The organism is Stenotrophomonas sp. 610A2 (assembly GCF_030549615.1).
GTDB classification, from domain to species: Bacteria; Pseudomonadota; Gammaproteobacteria; order Xanthomonadales; family Xanthomonadaceae; genus Stenotrophomonas; species Stenotrophomonas pigmentata.
Window position 1 is genome coordinate 2,476,075 of the sequence record NZ_CP130832.1, and the last position, 26,989, is coordinate 2,503,063.

A 26,989-nucleotide genomic window follows, 5' to 3' on the forward strand; every position below is an offset into this window, starting at 1 on the left:
TCCTGGGGCGTTGCTTCATGACGCGGCCTCAACTCTCTCCCGCAGGACCGCCCTTCCCCGCCGCGAACGCGAGGAACTGGTGGATGGGAAGCGCCTTCGCATATAGCCAGCCCTGCCCGAACTGCACATCGGAGTGCTTCAGATAGCCTTCCTGTTCCAGCGTCTCGATTCCTTCGGCGATGACCATCAGCTTCAGGGCATGCGCCATGTTGATGATGTGGTCCGCCACGATGCTCTGCGCGGCGTCAGCGCCGATAACACGGGTAAAGGACTTGTCTATCTTGAGTGCGTCAAGCGAGAGGCCTTCCAGCAGGGAAAGGCTCGAATAGCCGGTACCGAAGTCATCAATGGTGATCCGGTAGCCAAGGGAGCGGGCGTTGCCGATCACCGCTGCAGCCGCTGCGGCATTGATGAACCCCCGTTCGGTGATCTCCAGCCAGATCTGTGTCGGCTGGAGACCTGCCTTGGCCACTGCTGCGTTCAAGCCATGCAGGAACCGCCCACTCTCCATCTCATTGGCGGGTATGTTGATAGCAAGATGGGCATCAGCATGCCCACGCAGATACTGGCTCATTTCGGCCACGCCTACGTCGATCACCAGGTCGGTCAGCGGTGAGATGAGGCCGGTGGCCTCCGCCAGCGGAATGAACTGGTCAGGGAATGCCATCGGCGTACCTGGCCGCTGCCACCTGACCAGCGCTTCGGCACCGATGCACAGCCCAGTCGCAAGGTTGATGATCGGCTGGTAATGAACCACGAACTCCCTGTTCCTGATCGCCAACTCCAGCGTCTTCGCCGGCGACAGCTGCTGCCTCGATACCCAGATGATGAGGCCGATCAGGATCAACGAGATCGCCGCGCCGATGGGTAACAGGTAACGCCAGTCCATGCCCGCCGTGGCTCCGGTCAGTGCGGTATCGGTCAGCGCAAAGGCGACGAGGCCAGCCACAGGTCGGGAGGAGAATGCGTATCCAGCGCCACTGCCCGGATCCGCTCCCGCAAGCAGTCTCTGCATCACCTGCGGTTTGACGACCCCTGAGGCTTCGAGAACCCGCCCGTCCCGACTCGCCACGCCATACACGACCTGGGTACTGATCACCAGGTCGGTAAGCCTGCCCGGGGTAATCAGCACACCATAGTCACCGCGGCGGACCTCCACCCGGGGCTCTCCCCTGAACAACCTGGGCAACTCGGCATAGGAGAGTGTGCTGCCGTCGCCAAGATCCAGATCCGCATCGCCGGCCGGCACTGGTGGCGAGATCACGCCAAGCCGGGTGCACACCAGCTGACCATCCCGGAAGTAACCAAGATCCTCGATGCTGCGCGCATCGGCGACCACCTGTCCCATCTCCTTCAAGTGTTCCGGCGAGCAGTCGGCTCTATCGATGCGGCCGGCACGCAGCAGTGCTCGCTTGGCATCATCCAGCGTTCGCTCGGTGCGCTTTGCAGTGGATGCGGCGACATCGTCCAGATGCTGTTGCTGCGAGCCCAGCGCCTGCTCGCGCTGCACCCAGGACAAGCCGATCAACGGAAGAACACCCGCCGCAATTGCCAGAACGCCGGCGGCAAGCAGTACCGATTTCCGTCTCATGCAACCCCGCCGTCTCGGCACGCATCCAATCCGGTCAGCGTACCGCAAAGGCGCTGGTCATCGCAGCGTGCGAAGCCGTCAGGCGGACGGGGGGCCGATCAGGCCGTCAATGTCGAGTCCCGGCGGGCTTGGCCCCGACCAAAGCCCTGCCCGCATTTCACATCGACACCCCAATGATCACACTGGAGGCATTGAACAGCACTGTCGCTGAGCTGCCTTCTTCCAGTTCCAACGCCTCAGTTGCGGCACGCGTGATTACCGCGACAACACTGCAGCCATGGCCGATGTCCACCACCACTTCGTCGTTCACCGCACCCTCGGTTATCCGCGCGACTTTGCCGCTGAACTGGTTCCGCGCCGAGCATCGCGCGCTCCGGTCCTGCGCCAGAATCACCGAAGACGCCTTGACCAGCGCGTAGGCGGGCATACCTACCTCCAGCCCCAACGATTCCATGCTGCCGTGGGTGATGGTCGCAACAACCGTCAGCCCGGGCGCGACTTCAATCTGCACCTCATCGTTGACCGCACCGGCGGCGACAGCGCTGATCCTGCCGTGGAATTGATTGCGTGCGCTGGTGATCATGCCGATTCTCCGTATCAGTGCCATGTCTTCGTCGAGACCAGCGGGAGCCTGCTGGGATTGCAGAAAGGCGCGGTGCGCACGTTCCAGCTGCTCGAAGCGTGCAACCAGCTGGCGCCCGCGTTCGGTCAGTTGGGCGCCACCGCCGCCACGGCCGCCTACGCTGCGTGCCACCAGCGGTTCACCCGCTGCGGTGTTCATTGCGTCCACGGCATCCCAGGCATTCTTGTAGGTCATGCCCATCCGCTTGGCGGCCTGGCTGATCGACCCGCAGGCGTCGATGAAGCCCAGCAAGGCGAAGCGCCCACGACCGCCCAGGCTTTGCCCGGCCACGTTCAGCCATAGGCTGCCTTGCAGCTCAAGCAAAGGATCGGTCTCGCTCATCTTGTCTCGTCCTGCCTGCAGTAGCTGCTGAAAGTGTAAGGCCCGGGCGATCTCCTTCCGGCTTGATATCGATCAAGGACGACCTGGCGCTGGCCGCTGAGAATCCCCGCATCGGTCACGAAGTTGACCTCACCGCACCGTTATATCATCTTGGATATAACGAACCCGAGGAATGCGAGCATGCGCACTTGTCGTTTCGTTCTGCCGCTGTCAGCCCTACTGCTACCCCTGTCCGCCGCAGCCGCCGATACGGCAGCCGCCCCGCCGGTTTTCACCTTGGGCAGCGTCGATGTCCATGCCGAGCGCGGCACCTCCCCTACCGTCGCCGAACGCAGCCTGGATGCTGACCGCATCCAGCAGCTGGATCGCAATACCGTCGGCGATGCGGTCAGCGTACTGCCCGGCGTCAGCCTGGCGCGCAATTCCCGTAACGAGGACATGGTCTACCTGCGCGGTTTTGACCCCCGCCAGGTACCGGTGTTCCTTGATGGTGTTCCGCTCTATGTCCCATACGACGGCTATGTCGATTTCGGCCGTTTCACTACCTTCGACCTCGCCCGCATCGAAGTCGCGAGCGGCGCCGCTTCGCTGCTCTACGGCCCCAACATCCTGGGCGGCGCCATCAACCTGATCAGCCGGCGGCCAGAGCGCCCATTCGAGGCCGACCTGCGCCTAGGCATCGCGGATGGCGGCGAGCGCAAGGCAGCAGTGAACCTCGGCGGTCGCCAGGGAGATTGGTACTACCAGATCGGCTGGTCGATGCTGAAGGCGGATGAGTTCCCGCTTCCCGACGGATTCGTTGATTACAAACGCGTGCCTACAGACACCGGCGATGATCGCCGCAACGCCGACCGTGAGGACCGCAGGCTGTCATTCAAGCTCGGTTACATGCCCCGCGAAGGCGATGAATATGCGATCGGCTACGCACGCCAGGATGGCGAGAAGGGCAACCCGGTATATACCGGCACCGCACGCAGCGGCATCCGCTACTGGCGCTGGCCGTGGTGGGACAAGGACAGCCTGTACTTCATCGGCAATACCCAGCTCGGCCAGCACACGACACTGCGCACCCGCCTGTACCGCGACACCTACGGCAACGGACTGGAGGCCTATACCGACGGCAGCTATCAGACCGCCTTGGACAACACCAGCTTCCCCAGCATCTACGACGACAAGACGATCGGTGGCTCGCTCACCTTGGCCAACGATGCCCTGCCTCGCCAGCAGCTGCAGCTGGCGCTGCACTACAAGGAAGACCAGCACAGCGAGCGCAACCCGCACTCGCCGACCAAGGACTACCGCGATGTCACCACCTCGGTGGCGATTGAAGACCGCATCGCCTTGACCGACACCGCGCACCTGCGGGCAGGCATCGGCTACGACCGCCGTGAGGCCAAACGTGTCTATTACTGGCCTACCGGCAGCGCCGACGCCACCAATGCCGTACTGGAATATGCGCAGCAGTTGGCGCCGGACCAGCAATGGTATGCAAGCGCCGCGCGGCGTACGCGCTTCCCCACCATCAAGGACCGCTACTCAGCCCGCATGGGCGCCGCCCTGCCCAACCCGGACCTGGCACCTGAGCACGCCACCCATTTCGAACTGGGCCTGCGCGGTAGCTGGTGGCAAGGCAGCCAGCTGCAGGCAGCTGTGTTCCACAGCCACATTGATGACCTGATCCAGACTGCGATAGTTGCCTCCACGGAGTGCGGCGGACGTACCTGCAACCAGGCGCAGAACATCGGCCGCGCCCGCAACGTCGGCTTGGAGCTCGGTCTGCAACAACATCTTGGCGACAACTGGAATCTGCAGGGCAGCTACACCTGGCTCCGCCGTACAAACCTGGAAAACCGCAACGTGGCCCTGCTCGACACCCCGCGGCAGCGGCTGTTCATGGCGGTTGCCTGGCAGTTGCTGCCGCAGCTGCGACTGCAGGCAACGCTGGAGGCCGAACAAGGCCGCAAGGTCAGCTATGCCGACACTGCACGACCGGTGCGCGCCCTGCCGGGCTTCGGCACCACCGGGCTGAAAGCGAGCTGGTCGCCACGTGGCAATGTCGACTTCGATCTGGGTGTGCGCAGTATCGGCGACAAATGGTATGAGCTGGCCGACGGCTACCCGATGCCCGGCCGCACCTGGTTTGCCAACGCCAACTGGAAGTATTGAGCATGAGCAGTCTTCAACCAGCTCGCATCGCCGCCATCGTGCATGACGGCAACGGCGAGCCTGATGGCCTGCTGGCGGCATTCGCTGCCCGCCAGCTCACAGCAGGCCATCGGGTTCGCGGGCTGGTGCACCTTCCGCATGAGCCAAGCGCGACAGGCAAACGCATGGTGCTGATGGACGTGACCGATCCACACTCGCGTTACCCGATCAGCCAGGCGCTGGGCGCTGCTTCCTGTGGCTGCAATCTTGATCCCCGCGGCATCGCTGACGCCAGCGTGGTACTGCGTCGCGCAGCGCAGGAACCCGCGGCGCTGGTGATCGCCAATCGTTTCGGCACCTTGGAGTCACAGGGAGGTGGCATGGCCGACGAACTGCTGGCGCTGATGCTGGCCGGCATTCCCCTTCTCACAGCGGTGAAGCTGCCTTATCTGGATGCCTGGAGGGAGTTCACTGGCGGTATGGCGGTTGAGCTTCCCGCTACGGACCAGGCACTGCAGCAATGGTGGGATGACTGTCGTTCGCATGATCAGGAGGTGACATGAAGCGTCGCGCATTGTTGCAGGCGTTTGCGCTGGCTCCGCTGTTGTTTGGCGGGGGCAAGTTGCTGGCCATGCCCGCACAACGGGTGCTGCGCTTGGGTGAAACCAAGAGCACGCCGCAGCGGGTATTTGCCGCTGGCGCACCCGCGGCGGTACTGGTAGCGGCAATCGCACCGCAACGGCTGCTGGGTTGGCCCATGCGGGTTTCGCCTGCAGCACTGGCGCAGCTGCCTGCTTCATTGCGCAACCTGCCGATGGTCGGCCGGCTTGCCGGTCGTGGCAGCACCGTCAGCCTTGAACGCCTGCTTGAGCTGCAGCCGGATCTGGTGCTTGATGCCGGTGATTTCGACGCGAGCTACCGCGATTCCGCCGAGCGCGTTTGGCAGCAGACCGGTATTCCGGTCGAGCTGGTAGCCGGTCGCCTCCCCGATCATCCCGCACAGCTGCGCCATGTCGGCAGGCTGCTCGGCGTCACCGCGCGTGGCGAGGCCCTGGCGCGGGCAGCTGAAGCACAACTGGCGCTGGTGCGCGAAGTGCTCGCCACCCGCCCTGCCAGCTCACGCCCGACGGTCTATTACGGTCGCGGCAGCGATGGTCTTGAAAGCGGCTTGGCCGGTTCGATCAACACGGAAGTCATCGAGTTCTGCGGTGGCCGCAATGTTGCCGCGGCGGCAGGTAACGGAGGGCTGGCACGTGTCTCATTGGAGCAGTTGCTGGCTTGGGACCCGGACGTGATCCTGACCCAGGACGCTGCTTTCGCTGCAAGCGCTGCCAAGGACGCGCGTTGGCGCAGCCTGCGTGCGGTTCGCGAAGGCCGCCTGCACTGCGCGCCATCCCTGCCGTTTGGCTGGCTGGACGGACCGCCCGGTATCAATCGTCTGCCGGGCTTGCCGTGGTTGTTATCGCGCCTGCACCCAGGCGCATCGCCCGCGCTTGCGCCAGCGGCGCTGCGTGCACGTATCAGCACCCTGCATCAGCTGCTATGGAGCCAACCATTGCCTGATGAAATCGCTCGCAGTCTGGATGGTCGCCTGTGACAGTGCGGCCAATGCCCCGTTGGGCTTGGCATGCCGGCGGCTGGGCGCTGCTGGCGACAATGGTGTTGCTGGCATTCTCGGTTGGCAAGTTCCCCATATCTCCAACAACGTTGATGCAGGCGATCGGCTGGAAGCTGTTCGGCATCGGCGAGCCAAGCCCGTCTGCCGTGCATGCGGCGCTGTGGAATATCCGCCTGCCGCGCGTGATCGCCGCTGTGCTGATTGGCGCTGTGCTGTCTGCGGCCGGGGCCGCCTATCAGGCGATGTTCCGCAATCCACTGGTCTCGCCGGACATTCTCGGTGTGTCAGCGGGCGCGGGGCTTGGTGCATCGTTGGCATTGTTCCTCGGCCTGCCTTTGTTGCTGGTGCAGGGCTTCGCGTTTGCCGGCGGGCTGGCCGCAGTTGGCCTTGTCTGTCTTGTAGCCGCGCTTGTGCGTCGGCACGAGCCAGTATTGGTTTTGGTGCTGGCCGGCGTTGCGGTGTCTGCGCTGTTGGGCGCTGGTATCTCGCTGCTTAAGCTGCTGGCAGATCCGTACACCCAGCTTCCCTCGATCACGTTCTGGCTGCTCGGTGGCTTGAACGCGGTTGTAGTTGGCGATTTGCGCGTGACCGCGCCGCTGCTGCTGGTCGGCTTGCTGCCGCTGCTATTGCTGCGCTGGCGGGTAAATCTGCTGAGCCTGGGCGACGAAGAAGCACGTGCATTGGGAGTCGCGGTCACGCCTTTGCGCTGGACGCTGATTGCCGCCGCCACGCTGTGCACGGCCGCCGCTGTGTCACTGGCCGGCATCATCGGTTGGGTTGGGCTGGTCGTACCGCATATCGCGCGTCTGCTGGTAGGCGCGGATTTCCGTCGGCTATTGCCGGCCAGCCTGTTGCTCGGCGCCAGCTTCCTCCTGGCCGCCGACACACTTGCACGTACCTTGGCGCCGATTGAACTGCCGCTCGGCATTCTTACCGCCTTCGTCGGTGTCCCGTGCTTCCTGTTGGTGCTTGCACGCAGCGAGAGCCGGGCATGAACACGGAAGCCAAGCTGCTGGAAGCACGCCAACTGACGATAGGCCACCATCGGCTTCCCTTGGGCACTCCCATGGACTTGCACGTCCGGGCAGGCGAAGTCCTATGCCTGTTGGGCCCCAACGGCTGCGGCAAGACCACGCTGTTCCGTACGCTGCTTGGTCTGCTTCCCCCCATTTCCGGGCAGGTTGAGTTGCAGGGTGAACCACTGCATCTGCTAGGCCGCAGTCAGCGTGCGCGGCAACTGGCTTATGTTCCGCAGTCGGCGCCCTTCGCCTTTGCGTGGCGGGTGCTGGAAGTGGTCGCGATGGGCCGCGCGGCCCATCTTGGTTTGCTGGCCACACCAACGCGTGCAGATGAAGCGATTGCCATCGAATGCCTGGATCAGCTTGGGATTGCGACTTTGGCACAACGCGTGGTCGGCACACTCAGCGGCGGCGAGCGCCAGCTGGTGCTGATCGCGCGTGCGCTTGCGCAACGTGCGCGGGTCCTGATCATGGACGAACCCACCGCCAGCCTCGACTTCGGCAACCAGCTACGCATTCTCGATACCGTTCGCACGCTCGCTGATCGCGGCATCGGCGTGCTGCTGTCCACGCACCAACCGCAGCATGCCCTGCAGGTGGCTGACCGCATTGCGCTGATGGCCAATGGAAGCCTGCGAGCGGTTGGACCAGCGCACCAAGTGGCCACGCCCGAGCGGCTTGCGCAGCTCTACAACGTCGACGCCTCACGCATTGCCACCGCCCTTCCCAGCTTGCAGCAACTGACCTGATGACCTCACTTCCTGCCCCTATCGATCACATGTCCCGCTACCGCCAGCACCTGCTGGCCTGCGGCTTCCAGGCCAAGCCAGCCAGCGAATGGGATGCGCGGGCGACACAATCCAGCTGGAAGCGACGGCACGACGACTACAGCCAGGCCTTTCTGGCACGGCTCGACCTGAGCGGCGTGGACAGTGTGCTGGACGTGGGATGCGGCCCTGGCTTGCTGAGCATTCCAATCGCCGCGCAGGTGCAAGAGGTTCACGCGCTGGACTACAGCCAGTGCATGCTTGATGGCCTGCATGCTGCCATCGGCGCGCAGCAGGTACACAACATCGAAGCGCATCACCTGTCATGGGAGGACGACTGGAGCGAAGTGCCTGTCTGCGACGTCGCCATCGCCTCACGTTCGCTGATGGTCCCTGAGCTGGAGCGGGCGCTGATCAAGCTCGACGCGCACGCAGCACAGCGCGCCTACGTGACCTGCACCACGCAGCCGCGTTCTGGCGTCCTGGAGCTTGCGATGCTGCTTGGCCGGCAATGGATCCCCATGCCGGACCATCGCTATGTGATGGAACTGCTTTGGGAAATGGGGCGGGAACCCCGGCTCGACTACCTGCCGGTTTCAGCATTGGACCAGACGCAGACCGCCGAAGACCTGATCCGTCAGGCAGAACAGTTGTTCGGCGAGCTGCAGATGAACGAGCGCAGCAGGATTGCGGAGTGGCACGGGCATTCGCCCCTGAATCGGCTCGGACTCGCACCCACAAAGCGCTGGGCCTTCATCTCCTGGGAGACCGCCAGTCACAGTCGCTGAAGCGACGCGGGGAGCTGATGTCTCAGGGGCCTGGGCCCGGTACCTGGCCTTGATTCCCCTGCATCAGCTCCAGAAGGACCGGCCCAAAACGCAGCTGAGCAGGCTCTGCAGCCCGCCCATCAGTCCGGCATTGGCGCCAAGCCCCTGATATCTGGGACAATTGCCGCCGGTCGGGCGTGCCCGGCCCGCTACAGCATGGACCCGCATCGAGGCGGTCATCGCTCTGCTGTCCATTCACGGCTTGCTGCCGCTATTCCCGGATCGTCATTTGAACGCCATCGATACACCTGTTGCTCCTGCCCTGCCCCTGGCCGATCGTCTGCGCGAAGCGCTGGATCTGTTGGAAGCCATCGAAGCCGATCGCGGCATGCTCGACGCGCTGCCCGAAGCAGACCGCGTGCGCCTGCACCAGGTCGTTGCCAAGGTATTCCACCCGGAACCAAAGGCTCGCCGGCAGATGCTCAAGAAGCAGGCCCGTGAGCGTCATCAGGAAAAGGTGCGCAAGTCCGAGGCGCTGCTTGAACAGACTGGCATCCGCGCCCTGCGTCGCAAGCCAGTATTCAGTACCCCGAACTACTTCCCGCCGCATGCCGCCGGCCTGCACGATGCCAGCAACGGTGAAGGCGCTGCAGCAGCCGAAGAGCCGGTGCATTCGCCCGAACTACGCCATTGCTATGTCTGCAAGCAGAAGTTCACCCAGCTGCATCACTTCTACGACCAGATGTGCCCGGTTTGCGCCGACCTGAACTACATCAAACGCACCGAGACCGCCGACCTGCGCGGACGTGTGGCGCTGCTGACCGGTGGCCGGGTCAAGATCGGCTATCAGGCTGGTTTGAAACTGCTGCGTGCCGGTGCCGAGCTGATCGTCACCACCCGCTTCCCGCGCGACTCGGCGGCACGATATGCCGAAGAACCCGACTTCGCCGTGTGGGGTCATCGCCTGCAGGTATACGGGCTGGATCTGCGCCACACGCCGAGCGTGGAAGCCTTCTGCAGTGAGCTGCTGGCCACGCGCACCCGCCTGGACTTCATCATCAACAACGCCTGCCAGACCGTGCGCCGCCCGCCGCAGTTCTACGCGCATATGATGGCTGGCGAGACCGCTGCCGTGCAGAGCCTGCCGGACACCATCCGCAAGTTGATCGGCAATTACGAAGGCCTGCGCAGCGCTGACCTGCTGCCGGTCGCAACGACTGCGCTGCCTTCGCCGCAAGCGATCGGCACCGATGGCCTGACCCGCGCCGCCGAGTTGTCGCAGGTGCCGCTGCTGGCCGACGAACTGCTGGGCCAGCACCACCTGTTCCCGGATGGCCGCCTCGATCAGGACCTGCAGCAGGTGGATCTGCGCGACAGCAATTCCTGGCGTCTGCGCATGGCCGAAGTACCTTCGGTGGAGCTGCTGGAAACGCAGCTGGTCAATGCCATCGCCCCGTTCATCATCAATGCGCGCCTGAAGCCGCTGATGCTGGCCACGCCGGAGCGTGACAAGCACATCGTCAATGTGTCGGCGATGGAAGGTCAGTTCTACCGCAACTTCAAGACCACCCGTCATCCGCATACCAATATGGCCAAGGCCGCGCTGAACATGATGACGCGCACCTCGGCGGCCGATTACCAGAATGACGGCATCCACATGAACAGTGTGGATACCGGTTGGGTGACCGACGAAGATCCGGCGGGCCTGGCAGCGCGCAAGGTGCAGGAAGAACGCTTCCACCCACCGTTGGACATCGTTGATGGTGCCGCACGCATCGTCGACCCGATCATCCACGGCTTCAACACCGGCGAGCATGTCTGGGGACAGTTCCTGAAGGACTACGCTCCTACCGACTGGTGAGGCCGCAGCAGCAGTCTGAGCCGACAATTCGACGCCCCCGGCTGTAAATCCTGTCGTTTGGCTCGGGCCCGGCTACCCTCATCCTGTCGTAAGGTATGCCGGCGCCCTGCTGGCGATCCGGACCACCCGCAGATACTGAATTGCGACACCATGATCTGCGCCGGCACCGACTGCGGAATGGAATGACACGTGGAGAAGAAGTCCTTGCCTGAGGGTATGTCGGTGCTGCCGCGCGAGTTCTACCGCCGCCACCCGACATTGGTGGCTCCGGAGCTGCTCAACAAGCTGCTCCTGCGCGCGGATGGTCGCTGTGCGCGCATCGTTGAAGTTGAAGCCTATGCTGGCAGCGAGGATCCTGCTGCCCACTCGTATCGCGGAAAGACAGCTCGCAACGCAACGATGTTCGGCCCGCCAGGGCATCTATATGTCTATTTCACCTATGGCATGCACTGGGGCAGCAACGCGGTCTGCGGGGAAGTCGATGAAGGCGTGGGAGTGCTGCTGCGCGCGGCGCAACCGCTTGATGGCCTGGATCTGATGCACCGTGCCAGGCCTGCCGCGAAACGCTTGATCGATCTGGCCAACGGTCCTGGCAAGCTTTCGCAGGCGTTCGGCATCAACCGCGAGTTTGACGGCGCGGATCTCGTGAGTGGCGATCACGGCATCCGCATCGTGTCCGATGGCACGCCTCCGCCAGCGTCGCCGGCAATAGGTCCACGCGTTGGGATATCCAAAGCCGTGGACTTGCCGTGGCGCTGGTCAGTGCCGGGGCATCCCAGCGTTTCAAGGCGTTAGTCACCGCCCAGGGGAGCAGATTGGCGCACCCAGCGCCGCGCCCGCGATAGCGCGCCAGCCATCATGGCGTCACCAGACAGGTAACGGAGACCACTACCGTCCCGTTGTTTGCAGGAAGGCTTGGGATGATCAGCCCTGAACCGAACAGCCCCGCTCGACTGAGCGTTGCGGGACACGTCGCCGCCCCGCTTGCACTGCAGGTAGGGGGCGCGGTTGGCGTCATGCAGTCCAGATGCCCATTCGGGGTATCACTGAGGATGGCGTTGCTGACGTCCGCGGGGCCGAGATTGCTCGCCGTCAAGGTGTAGTTGATGGTGTCGCCGACCCTTGCGTTGGCGCTGGGCGTGGCTTTCACAACCGATAGGTCGGCCTGGGGTGCAGGATCGGTATCGGTGGCGGTGTTGTCGTTCGGCGTTGCATCTTCATAGTCGGGCGGCACGGTGATGGTCGCGGTATTGGTGAGCATCGGGTGGGTCTGCGGATATCCCAATGGCACGGCCATGGTCAGCGTGTAGGTCGCCTGCGACACAACGCGGCTGGTCTCATCAAACTCCAGGTCCAACGTGTCATCGATGGCGCCGGTGCCGCTGCTCTGTCCGCACTCGCCGTTGCCCTGGGTAATCTGGCAGGTCCAGCTGGCGGTGGAGATACCGGCGGGCAAAGCATCCTGTACGCGCAGGTTCTGTACGCCGATCGGGCCGCGATTGCTGACCACGATGCTGTACACCACGTTGGTTCCGGGCATATAGGTGTCGCTGGGCAGGTCGTTTGGTCCTTGTGTCGGCGTATTGGTCTTGCTGATGCCCACATCAACGCCAAAGACTATCTGCGCCGATGCGCAGTGCGCCCCGTCATTGCTGCCGACCACCGGCGAGCCGGATAGCCGGGTGCCTTCACCGGTGATCAGATCGAACGCATAGAACCCGCCCGGATCATTTCGCGAGCCATACAACGCAGTTGGGGTTCCAAACAGTGCACCCACATTGCCCAGTGCACCGTTCGCAACTGGCAATGTGGTGACCTGCCCGGTACCCGGATTGATCCAGGCGACGGTACCGTTCTGGTTGACCGTGTACAGCCTGTCATTGATCCATGCCAGGTCAGCGCCGCTGACTGTGCCACCAACAAGATTGATGCGGGTCGCGGTGCCGGGCAGCGTGCTCAGGTCGATACGGTAGATCGCACTGACCGTCGATTGGGTTTTGACATACAGGAAGCCATCCGTGCCGATCTCACCGGCGTTGTAGGTGTTGTTCACGGGCGTTCCCGGCGGTGCCGGCAAGCCGCTGACCGCGCCCAGTACTTCGGTGGAACCATCGGAATGGATGCGCACCAGGTTGGTGGTACCGATGCGAATGCCATACAGGAAGTTGTCGGCCGCGCGGAAGCCAACCGCGTTGTACGGCACGCTGCCCGTTCCTATCGGTATCAACGTGAACGGCACGGAGCTGGTATCCACCCGCGACAAGGTGGTGTTGTCCTGCCCGGTTGGTGCCTGGCTGATGAACATGTCCGGGCTGCACTGCGGGAACGGCCCTGCTATTGCAAACAAGCGGTTTCTGTCCAGGCCGGACCGCAACCCGCTCGGCGAGGACTGCAAGCCTGGGCTGGCGCGGCTGGCTGAACGATTGCCACTGCCGCGGGCAGCGCTGTCACTGGCAGCGGCTTGCGGTGCCGATGGCGCAGGCAAGGCTGCCACTGGCTGCACGCTGTCACTGTCACGCACACTCAAGCGTGGCGCAGTGCTGTCGGCAGCCGGTTGCAGGGCGGCCTCAACCGTGAGGGCAGAATGCTGCTGCGGGTACTCCGCAGGCACGTTGAATGTCAGCCGGTACAACAGGTTGCTGTTTGTCGGCAAATGCGCAAGCGCGTCAAACGCACCAGCACCCTGCGCCGCAGGGCAACGTGCGCCCCCCTCTGCCTGGCATGTCCATCGTGCCTGTGCGATGCCAGCTGGCAGTTTGATCTGCAACCGGCCCCGGAACGTTTCCGCACCGGTATTGGACGCACGCAGTTGATAGCTGACCTCACTGCCAGCTTGATAGTGGTCATCAGGCAAGTCCGCTGCGCCGAGCGCCGGACTATTGGTGATGGTCAACAGCAAGCCCTTCTCGCTTTCTTCGGCGCCTGCGGCATGCTGCGCACGCGCGGATCCCGCCACGCCAAGCATCAGCAACATCCATAACGCCGCCGCCCACCAATGTGTTGGCATCAAAACAGGCTGACCATTACTGGTCGGAAGCTGCCGGGTACGGTCATTGGTCATGGCTTCAGTCCTGGGGAGCGCCCGTTGGCGTCAGTACATGCCGGTCATGTTGAGGAACCAGCCGCGGTGGTCGTAGTCGAAGTCGGTCAGGTCATCACTGAAGTCGGTGAAGTTATAGCCAACGCCAAGGCGGAAATTGCGACTGATATCGCGGTCCACGCCTACCAGGAAACCCTGCCGGGTGCCACCATCGGCAACGTCCAACCAGCGGTACTCGGCTAGTGCGTGCCACTGGCTGCGTAGCTCGTAGCGCAGTTGCGCGGCTGCGAAGTTGGTAGCCGAATCGAGCCAGGGGCCATAGCCGCGCTGCATGCGCACATCGCCATCGCGGCGCGCCAGCTTCAATGCGTATTCCCAATGCTGGTCCTGCTTGTAGACACCTTCCAGCGAGAAGACTTGCGTGCGTTGATCGTACTCGGCACCTCCAACCTGCCCCAACGTAGCCAGGTCGTACAGATAGGTGTAGCGGCCGAACAATGCCCAACGCGTGCTGTTCCAAGGCCGCCAGGCGAAGCCGAGGTTGCTCTCCAGGAAGCGTGCATCCGCCAGCCGGTCGTAGGCATCATCGGTATCCGAATAGTTCACACGCGCGGCGATCCGCCAGCTTTCGTTGATCTTCCAGGTGAGCCGATGGGTGGTTACCCATTGCGTTCGATTCTCCGCACCCCGGTCCCGCCGCCATTCAACCTTGCTCTGCCAGTCTGTCGCTGGTGCTGTATGGCCGCCACTGATGCTGACCGCACGGCGGTCGACATTGGCGCCGCCGGCTTTTTCCAGGTCGCCGCTCTGCAAGGTGAAGCCGAGGTTCCAGCCTTGCGCGGGATAGAAGTCCATACCATAGGTGTGCGATAGCCCGGACTGCTGCGGCTCCTTGATGAACTGGCTTTCGTTGAACATGTTGCTGCGCTCGGACAGGCGCCAGCGCTGGCCCAGCGTCCAGCCGTTCTGACGATTGGGCTCGAACAGTGATTCATAGTCGGTGGCGTCAGTGGAATAGGTGTAGCCGGCATACAGCGAGTGCTCCGGTGTCAGCCGGTACTCGCCGCTGAGCAAGGCGGAGTTCCCCCGATCACCAACGCTGCCTTCGACAGTGACGGACGACTGGTCACCAAACAAGTACTTGCCTCCAGCAACCAAGGCGTTGTTGTCTTCGTACTGGCCGTGGTCGTCATCCAGCGTCGCCTGTGCCAGCCCATATAGATTGACGCTGGTGCCGAATTGATGTGCATACTTGACCGCACCCAACAGCCCCATCGCATTGCCAAGCAGGCGCTGCTCTTCTACCCGACGGACTTCAGCGCTGAGCGTGTCGTCATCACCAATACGCCACTCCACGCTCGCCTGCGCCTGGGTAAGCGCCTGCCGCCCGATTTCGGCACGGCTATAGCGGGCGTACAGGCTCAGATCGGTCGTCAGCTGGCCGAGAACCTCGGCTCCGTATTCGGTGACGTCGCGATTGGTGTCGTAGCGGGCAGTGGAGTAACCCGCATCGGTATCGCGCCACCACGCCCCGGCGCTCCAATCGAGCGTGGTCCAACCCAATTCCTTGAGATTGGCGCGGGCCTCGATGGACCGGGCGTCGCCCTTGCGTTGGCCGACCAGCCGATTGCTCTGCACGAAGCTCATGCCGCCGTTGTCCGAATAGAACACCGGCGTACCGAATGACTCGGTGTGGGCATACTCGGCCTTGAGGTAAGTACCCTTGCCGGCCTGCAGGGTCAGGTCGGCGCCGCTGAGGGTATAGTCCTCGCCGCTGCGGTTCTCCTTGACATAGGTAACGCCTACACCAACATGATCGCCGAGCCATTGCTTGGCGCGTACACCGGCGGTGATGTTGTCATCGTCGAAGTCGCTGGGTACCCATTCGTAGTCCACCACCAGGCGCTGCTCGTAGCCTTCCAGGGGGCTGTCGCGGGTGAGCGTAGGCACGTTTTCGCGGGTGATCTGGGCCAGTGGTCGGGTCAATAGCAGCCGGCCCTGCAGCTCATTTATCTGGTAATCCACGCCGCGAATCAGGGTGAGGCGCTGCTCAACGCGGCCAGTGGCAGGATCACGGATCTCCAGTACCACGACATCCGAGCCCGGCAGGATATCGGTGTTGCGCAGGTAGTAAAGACTGCCGCCGGTACCGGCGAACTCATTGTGCCCGGGGGCGGTTTCGGCCTGTGAAGCAAAGCCACGCAGCTCGGTGCGCGGCTCACCCCAGGCATTGATGGCGCGCGAGCGCCAGTTCACCGCTGCACCATAAAGTGAGCGCACGTACTGGGCATACTCGGTACCGGTCAGGCCGGTAGCGTAGTTGCCCCACAGGGCCTGGTTCTTGTCCCAGTCCACACGCACATAGAAGCGCCCCATCGTGTCGACGTCGCGGTAGGTACTCGAGTCGTCACCGTAGGTCGGGTAATACAGGTTCGGGTCCAGGCGCCGGAAGATGTCCTGTGGCGTGGCGCTGGTGAAACCATCAAACAAATGCCCGAGATCCTGTTCGGTGGTGTCGGCCTGGGCGGTGATCAGGTATCTGCCCCGCGCCTTGGCTTTCAGGTAGAACGCCAGACGCCCATCGCTGATGATGTCGTCACGATAGCGCCCGTCCACGCTGAGCGGCGCAGTCGAGCGACTGATGTCATTCTGCGCGATGGTGACATCGGCCAGACCGATACCGAAGAAGTAGCTGCCGGTTACATCCACTTCCAGTTGCTGATGCTGCGCCTCCGCAGGCCCGTTCCCCTGCCCCGCTGCTTGCAGTGCGATATCAAAGCCGTGGCGGCCGACCGGCATCAGGAACTCCGCTGCGAACTTTCCCTGCAGATCGACGGGATAGGGCTCGCCATTGATGCTCAGGCTGCGACCTTGCGGCAGGTTACGGCCCTGTATGCGCACCCTCGAGCCGTAGACCGGGATGTTCTGCTGTCGCAACCCGTTGCGGGAAAACACATCGTCGACCAAGCGCTGCTGTTGCGCCTGCTCCACACTCAGGGCGCTACCCAACGCCTTCTCGGTGGCATCACGCAGCGAACGGTTGCCCCGCTCCGCTTCTTCCGGGGTGACCAGCTGTATTCGGCTCGGTGCGGTCTCGTCCCACGCACCGTCTGCTGCATAAGCGCGCACCACGTAGACCAGATCATCACCCGCACGGTAGCGATAGCGCTCCGGCAGCGCACCATCCCATTCGGCCTGGGCAACACCGCTTGGTTCGACTGCAACCGTGGCCAACGGTTCGATAAGGTCGACGTCGGCATCCCGGTACAGCAGCAACTCCATGCGCTGGATGAAGGCCGGGTAGTTGCTGCGCACTGCAAAACGTACTGGCGCAACAACGCGCTGCCCGTCGAATGCAACGAACGACGGTGCCGATACAGCCAGCTCCGGCTGGCCGAGATTGGGATCCTCGGTTGCCCATACAACACCGCCATCTGCCAATTGCAGCGAGAAACGACCAATCGCCACCGCCTGCCCAGGAAGCTTACGCGCCACGGTGACACGGCGGTCCGGTTGCAGCGCCTGGATCGAAGAACGCGGGCTGGTGCCGGTGGTAACAGGCTGGTCATAACTGCGTGTACGCAGTTGGAACAACAGACCTTGATCACTGCTGCAGCGCGTCGTGCTGCAGTCCAATGCTGCAGCATCCGCGGACGTTGGAGGAACTGTTGCAGCAGGCGTCTGCGCGTGGGCGGCGCCGCTGGCCAGCAGCCCTGCCAGCGTGCAATCGAGCAGTCTGCGCTTCATGGCGTTCCCTCCTGCAGCGGCACGTCCAAGGGTGCATTGGGATCCGATTCGGCCTGTACCCGCACCTTGCCACGCATGGATGGTGACAACAGCGCAGCGATTGCCTCCTGCACCGCGCGGGCACGGCGCAGCCCGAGTGCGATGTTGTACGCATAACTGCCGTGCACGTCGGTGTGGCCGACGATGCCGATCTGGCCACCACCATCGCGTTCCAGCGCAGCGGCCACCTCTGCAATCAAAGGCTTGAATTCAGGACGAATGATGGCCTTGTCGTTGTCGAACAGGATGGTCCCGAGTAGTGCTGCGTTACTGGACCAGCCAGCGATCAACGGTGACAGGCTGCTGGCATCATTGCGGATACTGAACCGCAGCTGCTCCAACTCCGACGGCTGCAAGCGCGATTGCAGCGCGTTCCTGAGTGCAGTGGCGCGAGCAAATGCGAGCGCCGTCGGCTCGCCATCGGCACTGATCTGTATCTCCCCGCGTCGGCCCCGCATCTGTTCGGCGATCCGATCGATTACCGAGCCATAGCGTTCGGAAATATCGGAACTTCCAGGTGCGAACAACACTTTTCCAAGCGCCAGTTCAACCAACTCTTCGCCACCAGCAATGCGTCCAGGCGGCAGCTTGACCCCCCAATCGAAACGGACCGGGAGCCCGGGTGTAACGCGCCGCAGCAGCGGGTTGTCGGTGGTGAATTCAGCGCCGGCCGGCAAGGTGACCGGATCCACTTTGAGGATGAAGTTGCGCCCGCGTTCCCACGCGCCGCCGTTCACGCCGACCAGGTGATAGCGACCGAACTGGTCGGTCTCCATCAACAAGCCCTCAACCGAGGCGATGCGCACGCCGGGAATGCCACGCTCGTCCACACCTTCATTGCTGATAACGTACTCGACGGTAGTACCTTCGGTGTCCACCGATACCCTGCGCTCCACCTGCGGCAAGGCTGCACTCAAACCCTTGCTTGCGTCGCCCTGCAACTGCACCCGGGTCTGACCGGACGTGTCCATGCGCAGTTTGAATCCTTCCGCGCTGGTCAATACGAAATCATCGCTGAAGTTGGCGGCGTGCAAACGCTGGCGAATTACCACCTGGTGCCGCTGCGCTGGATCGGCATCAGACTGACGGGCAGCGATTTCCCCGAGCGCCAGCCCCTTCAGCAAGGGCACACTCGCATCGCTCTGCGCGATCTCCGCACCATTGCGCACCACCACGGTGGAACCGGGAACATAGTCAGCCGCCGCGAAGCCGCCCTGCACGCTCACCGAAGTCAGATCCGCACGATCCTGCCAACCATCACCATCACGGTCATCGAATACGGTGCCGATGATCAGGCTTTCATCGAGCAATGGGTCTGGGCTGAGTACTACCTCGGCGGTGGCAATGTTGGATATCGGGGTATTGGCTGGCGACATCGCCTGGGCCTGGTTGATGTGGGTACCCTGGCGCACGCCTGCGCCAACACGCATCAGGTACGCCACGCTGATCACGCCGCCGGCCGGCAGGTTGAGTCCGCTCAACCGCACCGGTCCGACGCCGCTGGCGGCCAGCGGATCGCCCCCGCTTTGCTGAAGCGAGCCGGATACGAAACTGAAGCCCGCAGGTGTGCTGTCAACGATGCTGCCATCGATCAGATCTACGCCACTGACGTTCTCGATCCGCAGTGTGTAGCGCACCAGATCGCCGACCTTCACTTCACGAACGCCCGCAGTCTTGGTGATGCGCAGTAGCGGATCATCGACTGGATGCTGGGTACTGCAGTTGTCACAGCCCGGCGGCTCGGGCCCACCACCGCTGGGTACAACACTGTTGTTGACGACACTTCCGGCTTGCTCGTTGACCGTCGCGTCGTAGCTGAGGTTGTGTACGCCAACCGCGGTTCCCACCGGCAAAGTGCAGGTCACCGTGGTTCCACTCCGGCTGCACTGGGCAGGCAATCCAGTGATGGTCAGCCCCGCATCGGCCGTGTCGACCAGGACCAAGGCTTGCGTGATGGGCGCATTGCCGATCACTGCAGTCAATGTGTAGCGCAGCACCTGGCCACGTTCGACTTGGGTACCGCTGCTGGGATCGGCAGACTTGCTGACATCCACTATCGGGGTCAGTACGGGCGTGTCGGTTCCGCAGTTGCCGGTGCAGGTAGGATTGTCGCCGCCGCTGGCAAGCACGGCATTGCGCACCGAACCGCTTGCCGCGGACGTCACCACCGCCGTATAGCTCAGCGTATAGGTACCAACGGCTGTGCCAGCGGGCAGGCTGCAGACCAACGGGCTGCCCGCGGTGCAGGTGTAATTGCCTACATCACCCAAGGTACCGAACTGCAGGCCCGGTCCCGGCGTGTCGGTGAGGGTTACCACATCAGTGGTCGGCGCCACCGTGATGGTAGTGGTCAAGGTGAAGGTCATGCTGTCGCCGGCCCGCACCTCCGTCTGCCCTGCCGGCAACAGCACGCTCTTGGTGTAATTGACCACTGGTTCGGACAGCGGATTGTCGATCTGGCAGACGGCACAGCTGCCATCGCTGGGCACGACGCTGTTGTGCACGGCGGTGGTGGCTGCAGTGGTCACCAGCGCGCTGTAGTTGACCGTATAACTGCCCGCAGGCGTTCCCGCCGGAAGGCTGCACACTACCGGGCTTGCAGCATTGCAACTGAAGCTTCCGGCAGCAGTTATCGCAGTGAAACCCAGGCCTGGACCGAGCGTATCGGTCAAGGTCAGCGGGGCAGTAAGCGCGCCACCCGAGATCACGGTGGTAACGCTGTAGACCAGGCTCTGCCCGCGCACAACTGCGATACCCGCACCTACATCAACGGTTTTACTGGTGGCTATCTCCACCAACGGGTTGACCGTTGTACACGTGGTACAGGTACCTTCGCTTGGTACCACGCTGTTTGCCACGGATGTTGTCGCGTCCGCGCTTACCCGTGCGCTGTAACTGACGGCATAACTGCCGGTTGCGGTCCCGGATGGCAAGGTGCACACCACCGGGTTCCCGGTGGTGCACGAGAACGCTCCGGCGCTGGTGATCGCATTGAACGTGAGCCCGGCACCCAGGGTGTCGGTGATGGTGAAAGGTTGGCTCAAGCTGCCATTGCCGCTGATCACCGTTGTCACCGTATAAGTCAGCAGCTGGCCACGCTGTACCGCGGTGCCGCTGCCAACGTCCACGGCTTTGCTGCTGACGATCTGCAGCAATGGGTTGTCAGTCGAGCAATCGACGCAGCCTCCTTGGCTGGGAACCACGGTATTGCTGACCGAGGTGGTCGCGCTGGCCTGCACCAGCGCCGTGTAGCTGACTGTGTATACGCCTGCAGCCGTTCCGGTTGGCAATGTGCATATGACTGGATTACTGCCATTGCAGCTGAAGCTGCCGGCATTGGTGATCGCCCCGAACGCCAATCCCGCGCTCAGGGTATCGGTCAGCACCAGATCGCTGAGCAGGGTGCCCGCGCCAGAGATGCGCGTGGTCAGGGTGTAAGTGATGGTGTCGCCAACCTGCACACCCGTGCCATTGCCGATGTCTGAGGCTTTGCTGGTCAGCACATCGACAAGAGGATCAAGCGTGGAACAAGGGTCACAGCTGCCTGCACTGGCCGTCACCGTATTACGTACCGAAACGGTCGCACTGGCCGCCACCGTTGCCGCATAGCTGACTTCATAGGTACCGGCGGGCGTACCGGCAGGCAGGCTGCAAACCACAGGATTGGCAGCATTGCAGCTGAAGGCACCTGCGCGGGTAATCGAATCAAAGCTCAGGCCACTGCCCATGCTGTCGGTCAGGGCCAACGGCTGCGTCAGCGCACCGCCGGTGATCGTCGTGGTAAGCGTGTAGATCAAGGTGTCGCCAATCGCAACCTGGGCACCATCACCCACGTTGGAGCTCTTGACCGTGGAGATCTCCACCAGCGGATTGACCGTGGTGCAGTCAGTGCAGGTGCCACCATCTGGAACGACCGTGTTGCTGACCTGGGTCACAGCGCTGGCATTGACCGTAGCGCTGTAGCTGACTGGATAGCTGCCCGCCACTGTGCCTATAGGCAAAGTGCAGCGGACCGGATTGCCTGCGACGCAGCTGAAGTTCCCTGCCGCAACAATGCCACCAAAGCTCAAGCCAGGGCTAAGCGTGTCGGTCAACAGCAGTGGTACGGTCAGGCTGCCATCACCGCTGACCACGGTGGTAACCGTGTAGACAATGGTCTGTCCCCGCTCGACGGCAATACCGTTGCCGATGTCCGAGCGCTTGCTGGTTGCAAGGGTCACCAAGGGATTGGTGGTTGTGCAATCAGTGCATGTTCCTTCACTTGGAACAACCGTATTGCTGACTTGGGTTACCGCGTTCTGAGCCACCTCCGCGGTATAGGAAACGCTGTAGCTGCCTTCCGCCGTTCCAGCGGGCAAGGTGCAGACCACCGGTGCGGTGGTGTTGCAACTGAAGCTTCCGGCTGTGGTTACTGCGCCGAAGTTCAAGCCACTACTCAGCGTATCGGTCAGTGTCAGGGTATTTCCCAGTGGACCGCCACTGACCTTGGTCGTCAAGGTATAGGTGATCGTCTGGCCGATGCCGACCGATACCCCGTTGCCCACGTCCGAGCCTTTCACCGTTTCCAAGGTGCCAACCAAGGGGGTGACCACGGTGGACGTGTTGTTTGCTGGATTGGTGTCGGTCACGCCCGCAGGTGTGGCAATCCTCGCGGTATTGGATACCTGGGCCGTCGCAAGCGCTGGTAGCAGCCCCAGCGCCATGGCGAGGTACACGGTTCGCAGCAGTTTGGCAGGCCGAACGTAGGAATGATTGGTCACGTGGACTATTTCCTGGCAGGCAACGCAACCGCACTCCGGCTATCTCAACCGATGGGCGCAGCGTTCGCACAAACGGGTAATTACGTTCTGCTGAATGAGCCAACCGCTGCGGACCTTCGTAACAGCCGGCTACTAGCCATTAACGCCGCTGAATGTAGGCGCGCACCTGATGGCTGCACCAGCGTAGATACACCGCGTGGTGACCAGTAAAACTACGAGATTCAGCGCCACTAACACCCAAAGGGAGCCAGCTTTCTGGACTATGCCGGTTAGATCCGCTCGGCCCAGAATTTATGCGGCGATGCTTGTGATCGACGCCCATCGAAGCCCTGATTCACCAACCTGCGATTCGCTGCCGGCCGAGTAGTTTTACCGAACAAACCTGCGAGTGTTTACGTATTGCCTGGGATTTGTGCATGCCGAATTCTAGTCATCGGTGCTTGAAGCGCCTCCCCTCCCCGCGCGGACCGGTGACCATGAGCAGATTCCCTCCTCCCACTGCTATCGCCGGAGTGATTGCTGGCGTGGTTTCCCTGTTTGGCTTGGCCTCACCAGCGCACGCGGTTGAGGGTGGGCTGGGTCGGTCTATTACCGGCCTGCAGGTCACCGACTACGCCGGCGTGGTTCCGCCGAAACCCGGTTGGAACATGGCACTGGGTTATGTCCATTACTCCGGGCAATTCGGTGCCGATCGCGAGCTGCCGATCAGTGGCGTCGCCACCCTGGGCATGGACGCCAGCTTCGATCTGTACTCGATCAGCGGTGTGTACGTGTGGCCGACCAAAGCCGGACGCTGGAACTTCGCATCATTGCTGACCGTGCCATTTGCCAACATCGACCTCACCGCGCATGTCTCCGCTGGCCGCTTGACCGGCCGGGTCAACGACAGCCTGAAGGGCGATCTCTACGACATAAGTTTCTCACCGGCGACGGCGGGCTACCATTTCGACGAGACCCATCATCTGTCGCTGGCGCTATCGATATCGGCGCCGGCAGGCAGCTATGACCCGGATCGATTGGCAAACCCCAGTCTCAACGCCTGGGTGTATACGCCCACGGTTGCCTACACCCAACTTGGCAGCCATGGCACGGTGGAATGGAGCACGTCCGTCGGCGTCGACTTCTCCACCCGCAACAACGCCACCAACTACCGCAGCGGTGCCGTATTCCACGTCGACTCACAGCTGGTCAAGCGCTGGCCCAATGGCTGGGGACTTGGCGGTGTTGGTGGCTGGATCGAGCAGATCGGAGATGACAGCGGCCCGCTTGCCGACCGCCTCAATGGCTTCAAGGGCCACTCACTCGCTGCTGGCGCCGTCGTCTCGTATACGCACAAGCATGAAGACATGAGCGTGGCGGTGTCGCTGCGTTGGCTGCATGAGTTCGATGTCAGCCGGCGGCTGGAAGGCGATCCTTTGATGCTCACTGGGACGATATCCTTCTGATCGGGCCCGCCCCGTGCACGCCAACGGAGCACTCGCCGATCGCGCCGTTGGCCGTACCAGCACACTGCTCGCGACAGGTCACCGAGCGGGGCCTCGCCCAAGAACGCCAGGCTTCGCGCTTCGCTGATAGGCTCAACGTGGATACAGCAACGTCACAGTGAAGCGCAGACCCCAATCCGGGCCGCCACGCGGGGTCTCCATGTAGCCGCGAACGCCGCCTTGGAAGCTGATCATCTGACTACCAATCTTTGTCACCTTCGAGTAGCCGATATTCAACGGCACGCTCCACTGACTCGCCTTCCAGTCATAGGAAGATTCCAAGTTGAAGGTCAGCGTACGGCCGCCAGGGAAGGCACGCGAAAGAAAGGGCTGCACGAAGCTTGTGCTGATGTCGGAGCGCCGGCTACCTACACCAGCCACATCGACGATGTGGTTGACCAATGCGCCGTATGTCCACTGATGGTCTTGCTTGAGCAGCACGACCGTTGGCCCGGCACCCCAGGTATCAGCACTCAGATCATCGGTGCCTGTCGGCAACAAGAGTACAGGACCAACGCCCCAGACCAGGCCCCCAGGGCCAGATTCTTTCGGGGAGAAAAAGAAGCTCTGGGTGATATCACCTATCCCAGCCTGGTCTGTGCCGGGAATTACGTCGTCCTGGTAGACCAAAGGAAGAATGGTGCGTGAGATGACGTTCCAATCCTCGGAGATGGAGAACGGCGCCACTGGCTGGACATTCAGCTGATGCCGGTAGCCTTCATCACCCCAGGTTTCATCATAGTTGTATTGAAGCGGCACGCTGATCAAGGCGGCGACCGGATTGGACAGCTTCCTGGCAAGTTCGTCTGCATTCTGTGCCGCTGCCGTTCCAGGGATAACCGGGGCTGCAGCAAGGACAAGGATCAAGAAAGGCTTCATCGTCTGCGTTCCTCTTGGTTCCAATGTGGCTTTCAATGCACGCTACGCTGCAGGTCCAACATCGGCTCCTGCGGGACTGTAGTCATGCCGGTGGTTGGGCGATCCAGATCCAGCACCAAACTCACGGCCAACGAGAATGCCAGCAGCAACAGCGAGGTCGCTTTTCGCTGTTGCGCGCGCTCGTAACCCACCAGACCGGCTGCCAGAAGTGCAAAGAACAGCAGCATGCGCAGTATTCGCGGGGGAATATGATCCTGTCGTGCCGCGTAGCGTTCGGCAGCCAGGTCAATCGACTCATTGGTGGTACTGATCAACAACGACGCGCGCGGCGTGTCTTGGAAGCTCGCCACACTTTTCGTCATGACGTCCCACAGCTCGGCTTGCACGGAGACCGTGCGAGCGTACCGCCGCGCCTCTTCATCGGCGCTGTCGGCCTTCGCGAACTCCACCCGGACATCGATGTAGCGCCGCAACACATCCCGCACCCGGTCAGCTTCATCCACCGGCAAAAGATCGGTTCGAAGCCACATCGTCCCCAGAGCATTGGCCTCTTTGACCACAAGCTGACGGCGTTCGTCGTAACGTCCAAGCGCTATCGAGAACGTAAAACCGATCAACAGCGCCAGCAGGCCAAGTACCGACGTCATCGCAAAAGCGTCTCCGTCGGCCTTCTCGTCAGCGGCAAGTTCATCTTCTGCAAAGTCGGGCTTGCTTGTACGCCAAGCATCTCGTTGGCGCCGAATCAGTGCGCCGATCTCCCGAGCACCCAACAACAACAGAAGAAACAGTATCGTCAGTAGCCACAATGGAAGATAGGGGTAACTGGTCGAGAACATGTCTACCTCAGTCCGATCTGGGCTTGGCGCGAGGCGTAACCATCTGATTGCGAGGGCTGCCTCCGCTGGCAGAACGCGATGGTGTCAAGCATGTGCCTTGCAGTTGGCACTTACCTCAGTAAAGCCATCAACTTCCTTCCGGTATTTCTACTGGCAGAGCGCTGTACTCACTTGAATCTTGGCTGGTAGATTTACTGGAGAAAGCTAAGCATTGCCACGCATGCACAAGCTGCGACTACGCGCCACAGTTGGGGGCACTAAAGACGTCAGCGAGGACATCATGAGTCAGCCTTCCCTCCCCCTCGAACCAGCCGAAAAGCCCACTACATCCACCGTTCTTGCCCGTGGCCGCACGCATCTGGCCAATGAGCGCACGCATCTGGCTTATCTGCGCACCACAGTCTCTTTGATCGGCTTCGGCATCACCATCAATCGGTTCAGTGGCTATCTCATCCAGAATGACGATGTGCCAAAGGGCGACCACCTGCTGCTGCGCAATGCCGAGAGCGCGGGCTTCGGAATGGTTCTACTTGGGCTCGCGCTGCTGGTTTGGTCGCTACTGCGCTATAGAGATGTCAGCAAGGACATTGACCGTGGGGTGATGGTGTCGCGTCATCGCGCGACCACCATCGTCACCTTGGGTCTGCTATTTCTCGGCGGCGTGACCGCCGTCTGGCTGTTCATCAGCTGAGGAGCATGATGATGAAAATCTGCCCGATACGGGTGACGCTGTCATTGCTGTTGGCCGCATTGATTTTGATTGCCGCGCCGCTGATACATGTTCATGCAAAGCCCGCGACTGACTCGGCGCCTGCATCTGCCGATCCCGGAATACCACGCAGCTCGGGCAAATGACTGGCCCCATGGGGGTACTGCACCGGCAAACGAAAGCTGCTGCCGGGCCAGGCTCCAACTACGGTTGATTAGACGCCGGGGCGCACGGGTGTTCTGGCGCTCCAGGCACTTGCAAGCGCCGTTATTCCGGCTCGGCACGCCCATGATGCTGCCGCTCACGAATTTCCTCCATGTCCCTCTCCAGGAAGTAATTGAGGAATGTCCTTACCACCGCAATAGCCGCAAGCTGGCCAATCGCATCCCATGTGGTGTAGATCGATGACTCGATGATGTCTGCGGCTAGCTGGAACGTAAGCGCGGCAACCAGCCATCGTCCATAGTCGAGCCAGATGTCACGCCGCTGCACGTTCGTTCCACCTTTAGCCAGCATCTTCATGACCTTTGCGAAGGCTATCGTCGTTGCGATGACGATGAGGATCAAGGCAAGCATATCGATCACGGCGACTGTTGGTTCTGTCAGGCGTATCAGCCACGCTCTCAACGGCAGTAGATCCTGCTCCCTTTCCATAGCAGCCAATACATTCATTTCAAACCCTTTTCATTCAAGGCTTCATTGCACGAGATCACGCTGCTCGCAGCGTTTGTCCGTCCGACCCAACGCAATGCTCACCGACCGT

At 62.2% G+C, this 26,989-nt stretch carries 19 protein-coding genes; 11 read left to right on the plus strand and 8 right to left on the minus strand.

The features are described 5' to 3' along the window. Window positions 1-28: 28 nt before the first annotated feature. Window positions 29-1,591, minus strand: a complete 1,563-nt coding sequence (locus Q5Z11_RS11080; RefSeq protein WP_303746472.1) for an EAL domain-containing protein — start codon at window positions 1,589-1,591, stop codon at window positions 29-31. Between the two features lie 157 nt (window positions 1,592-1,748). After that, window positions 1,749-2,555, minus strand: a complete 807-nt coding sequence (locus Q5Z11_RS11085) for a TOBE domain-containing protein (protein ID WP_303746473.1) — start codon at window positions 2,553-2,555, stop codon at window positions 1,749-1,751. A 180-nt stretch (window positions 2,556-2,735) separates the two neighbouring features. On the opposite strand from Q5Z11_RS11085, the gene Q5Z11_RS11090 reads away from it, so the two are divergent. The 8 genes from Q5Z11_RS11090 to Q5Z11_RS11125 all read left to right on the plus strand — a co-directional run bounded on the left by Q5Z11_RS11090 (window position 2,736) and on the right by Q5Z11_RS11125 (window position 11,527). Then, window positions 2,736-4,721 (plus strand): TonB-dependent receptor plug domain-containing protein, encoded by a 1,986-nt coding sequence (locus Q5Z11_RS11090; protein WP_303746474.1) that lies wholly within the window; start codon window positions 2,736-2,738, stop codon window positions 4,719-4,721. A 2-nt stretch (window positions 4,722-4,723) separates the two neighbouring features. Continuing rightward, window positions 4,724-5,263, plus strand: coding sequence for a DUF2478 domain-containing protein (locus Q5Z11_RS11095; protein ID WP_303746475.1), 540 nt, complete (start codon window positions 4,724-4,726; stop codon window positions 5,261-5,263). Next, window positions 5,260-6,297 carry an ABC transporter substrate-binding protein gene (locus Q5Z11_RS11100; RefSeq protein WP_303746476.1) on the plus strand — a complete coding sequence of 346 codons (1,038 nt, stop codon included), beginning with the start codon at window positions 5,260-5,262 and terminating at the stop codon, window positions 6,295-6,297. The genes Q5Z11_RS11095 and Q5Z11_RS11100 overlap by 4 nt, the downstream gene beginning before the upstream one ends. Before the next feature lie 11 nt (window positions 6,298-6,308). After that, on the plus strand, window positions 6,309-7,313 hold the full coding sequence (locus Q5Z11_RS11105) for a FecCD family ABC transporter permease (protein WP_303746477.1): 1,005 nt from the start codon (window positions 6,309-6,311) through the stop codon (window positions 7,311-7,313). After that, the gene (locus Q5Z11_RS11110) at window positions 7,310-8,086 is read left to right on the plus strand and encodes an ABC transporter ATP-binding protein (protein WP_303746478.1); all 777 of its coding nucleotides are present in this window, start codon (window positions 7,310-7,312) and stop codon (window positions 8,084-8,086) included. The genes Q5Z11_RS11105 and Q5Z11_RS11110 overlap by 4 nt, the downstream gene beginning before the upstream one ends. Beyond that, window positions 8,086-8,892: a class I SAM-dependent methyltransferase gene (locus Q5Z11_RS11115; RefSeq protein ID WP_303746479.1), complete on the plus strand. Its 807-nt coding sequence runs from the start codon at window positions 8,086-8,088 to the stop codon at window positions 8,890-8,892. Before Q5Z11_RS11110 ends, Q5Z11_RS11115 begins: the two co-directional genes overlap by 1 nt. A 268-nt stretch (window positions 8,893-9,160) precedes the next feature. Next, window positions 9,161-10,732, plus strand: coding sequence for an SDR family NAD(P)-dependent oxidoreductase (locus tag Q5Z11_RS11120; RefSeq protein WP_303746480.1), 1,572 nt, complete (start codon window positions 9,161-9,163; stop codon window positions 10,730-10,732). Between the two features lie 216 nt (window positions 10,733-10,948). Beyond that, window positions 10,949-11,527: a DNA-3-methyladenine glycosylase gene (locus tag Q5Z11_RS11125; RefSeq protein WP_303750018.1), complete on the plus strand. Its 579-nt coding sequence runs from the start codon at window positions 10,949-10,951 to the stop codon at window positions 11,525-11,527. A 61-nt stretch (window positions 11,528-11,588) separates the two neighbouring features. On the opposite strand, the gene Q5Z11_RS11130 is transcribed toward Q5Z11_RS11125, so the two are convergent. Genes Q5Z11_RS11130 through Q5Z11_RS11140 form a run of 3 tightly spaced genes read right to left on the minus strand, consistent with a single transcriptional unit; the run spans window position 11,589 to window position 22,318 of the window. After that, window positions 11,589-13,793, minus strand: a complete 2,205-nt coding sequence (locus Q5Z11_RS11130) for a DUF6923 family protein (RefSeq protein WP_303746481.1) — start codon at window positions 13,791-13,793, stop codon at window positions 11,589-11,591. A gap of 30 nt (window positions 13,794-13,823) precedes the next feature. Next, window positions 13,824-17,519: a TonB-dependent receptor gene (locus Q5Z11_RS11135; RefSeq protein WP_303746482.1), complete on the minus strand. Its 3,696-nt coding sequence runs from the start codon at window positions 17,517-17,519 to the stop codon at window positions 13,824-13,826. Next, window positions 17,516-22,318, minus strand: coding sequence for an OmpA family protein (locus tag Q5Z11_RS11140; RefSeq protein ID WP_303746483.1), 4,803 nt, complete (start codon window positions 22,316-22,318; stop codon window positions 17,516-17,518). Before Q5Z11_RS11140 ends, Q5Z11_RS11135 begins: the two co-directional genes overlap by 4 nt. Before the next feature lie 476 nt (window positions 22,319-22,794). Here Q5Z11_RS11140 and Q5Z11_RS11145 point away from each other — a divergent pair, with 476 nt between their 5' ends. Then, complete coding sequence (locus Q5Z11_RS11145) at window positions 22,795-23,763, plus strand: SphA family protein (RefSeq protein ID WP_303746484.1); 969 nt, start codon at window positions 22,795-22,797, stop codon at window positions 23,761-23,763. Between the two features lie 132 nt (window positions 23,764-23,895). On the opposite strand, the gene Q5Z11_RS11150 is transcribed toward Q5Z11_RS11145, so the two are convergent. After that, window positions 23,896-24,681, minus strand: coding sequence for a transporter (locus Q5Z11_RS11150; RefSeq protein ID WP_303746485.1), 786 nt, complete (start codon window positions 24,679-24,681; stop codon window positions 23,896-23,898). A 32-nt stretch (window positions 24,682-24,713) separates the two neighbouring features. Then, complete coding sequence (locus tag Q5Z11_RS11155; RefSeq protein WP_303746486.1) at window positions 24,714-25,517, minus strand: bestrophin-like domain; 804 nt, start codon at window positions 25,515-25,517, stop codon at window positions 24,714-24,716. 220 nt (window positions 25,518-25,737) lie between these two features. Here Q5Z11_RS11155 and Q5Z11_RS11160 point away from each other — a divergent pair, with 220 nt between their 5' ends. Beyond that, entirely contained in the window at window positions 25,738-26,208 is a 471-nt protein-coding gene (locus Q5Z11_RS11160) for a YidH family protein (protein ID WP_303746487.1), read from the plus strand. A 5-nt stretch (window positions 26,209-26,213) separates the two neighbouring features. Further along, window positions 26,214-26,372, plus strand: coding sequence for a hypothetical protein (locus Q5Z11_RS11165; protein ID WP_303746488.1), 159 nt, complete (start codon window positions 26,214-26,216; stop codon window positions 26,370-26,372). Window positions 26,373-26,493: 121 nt separating this feature from the next. Here Q5Z11_RS11165 and Q5Z11_RS11170 read toward each other — a convergent pair whose 3' ends face one another. Next, the gene (locus tag Q5Z11_RS11170; protein WP_303746489.1) at window positions 26,494-26,898 is read right to left on the minus strand and encodes a DUF1622 domain-containing protein; all 405 of its coding nucleotides are present in this window, start codon (window positions 26,896-26,898) and stop codon (window positions 26,494-26,496) included. Window positions 26,899-26,989 lie beyond the last annotated feature (91 nt).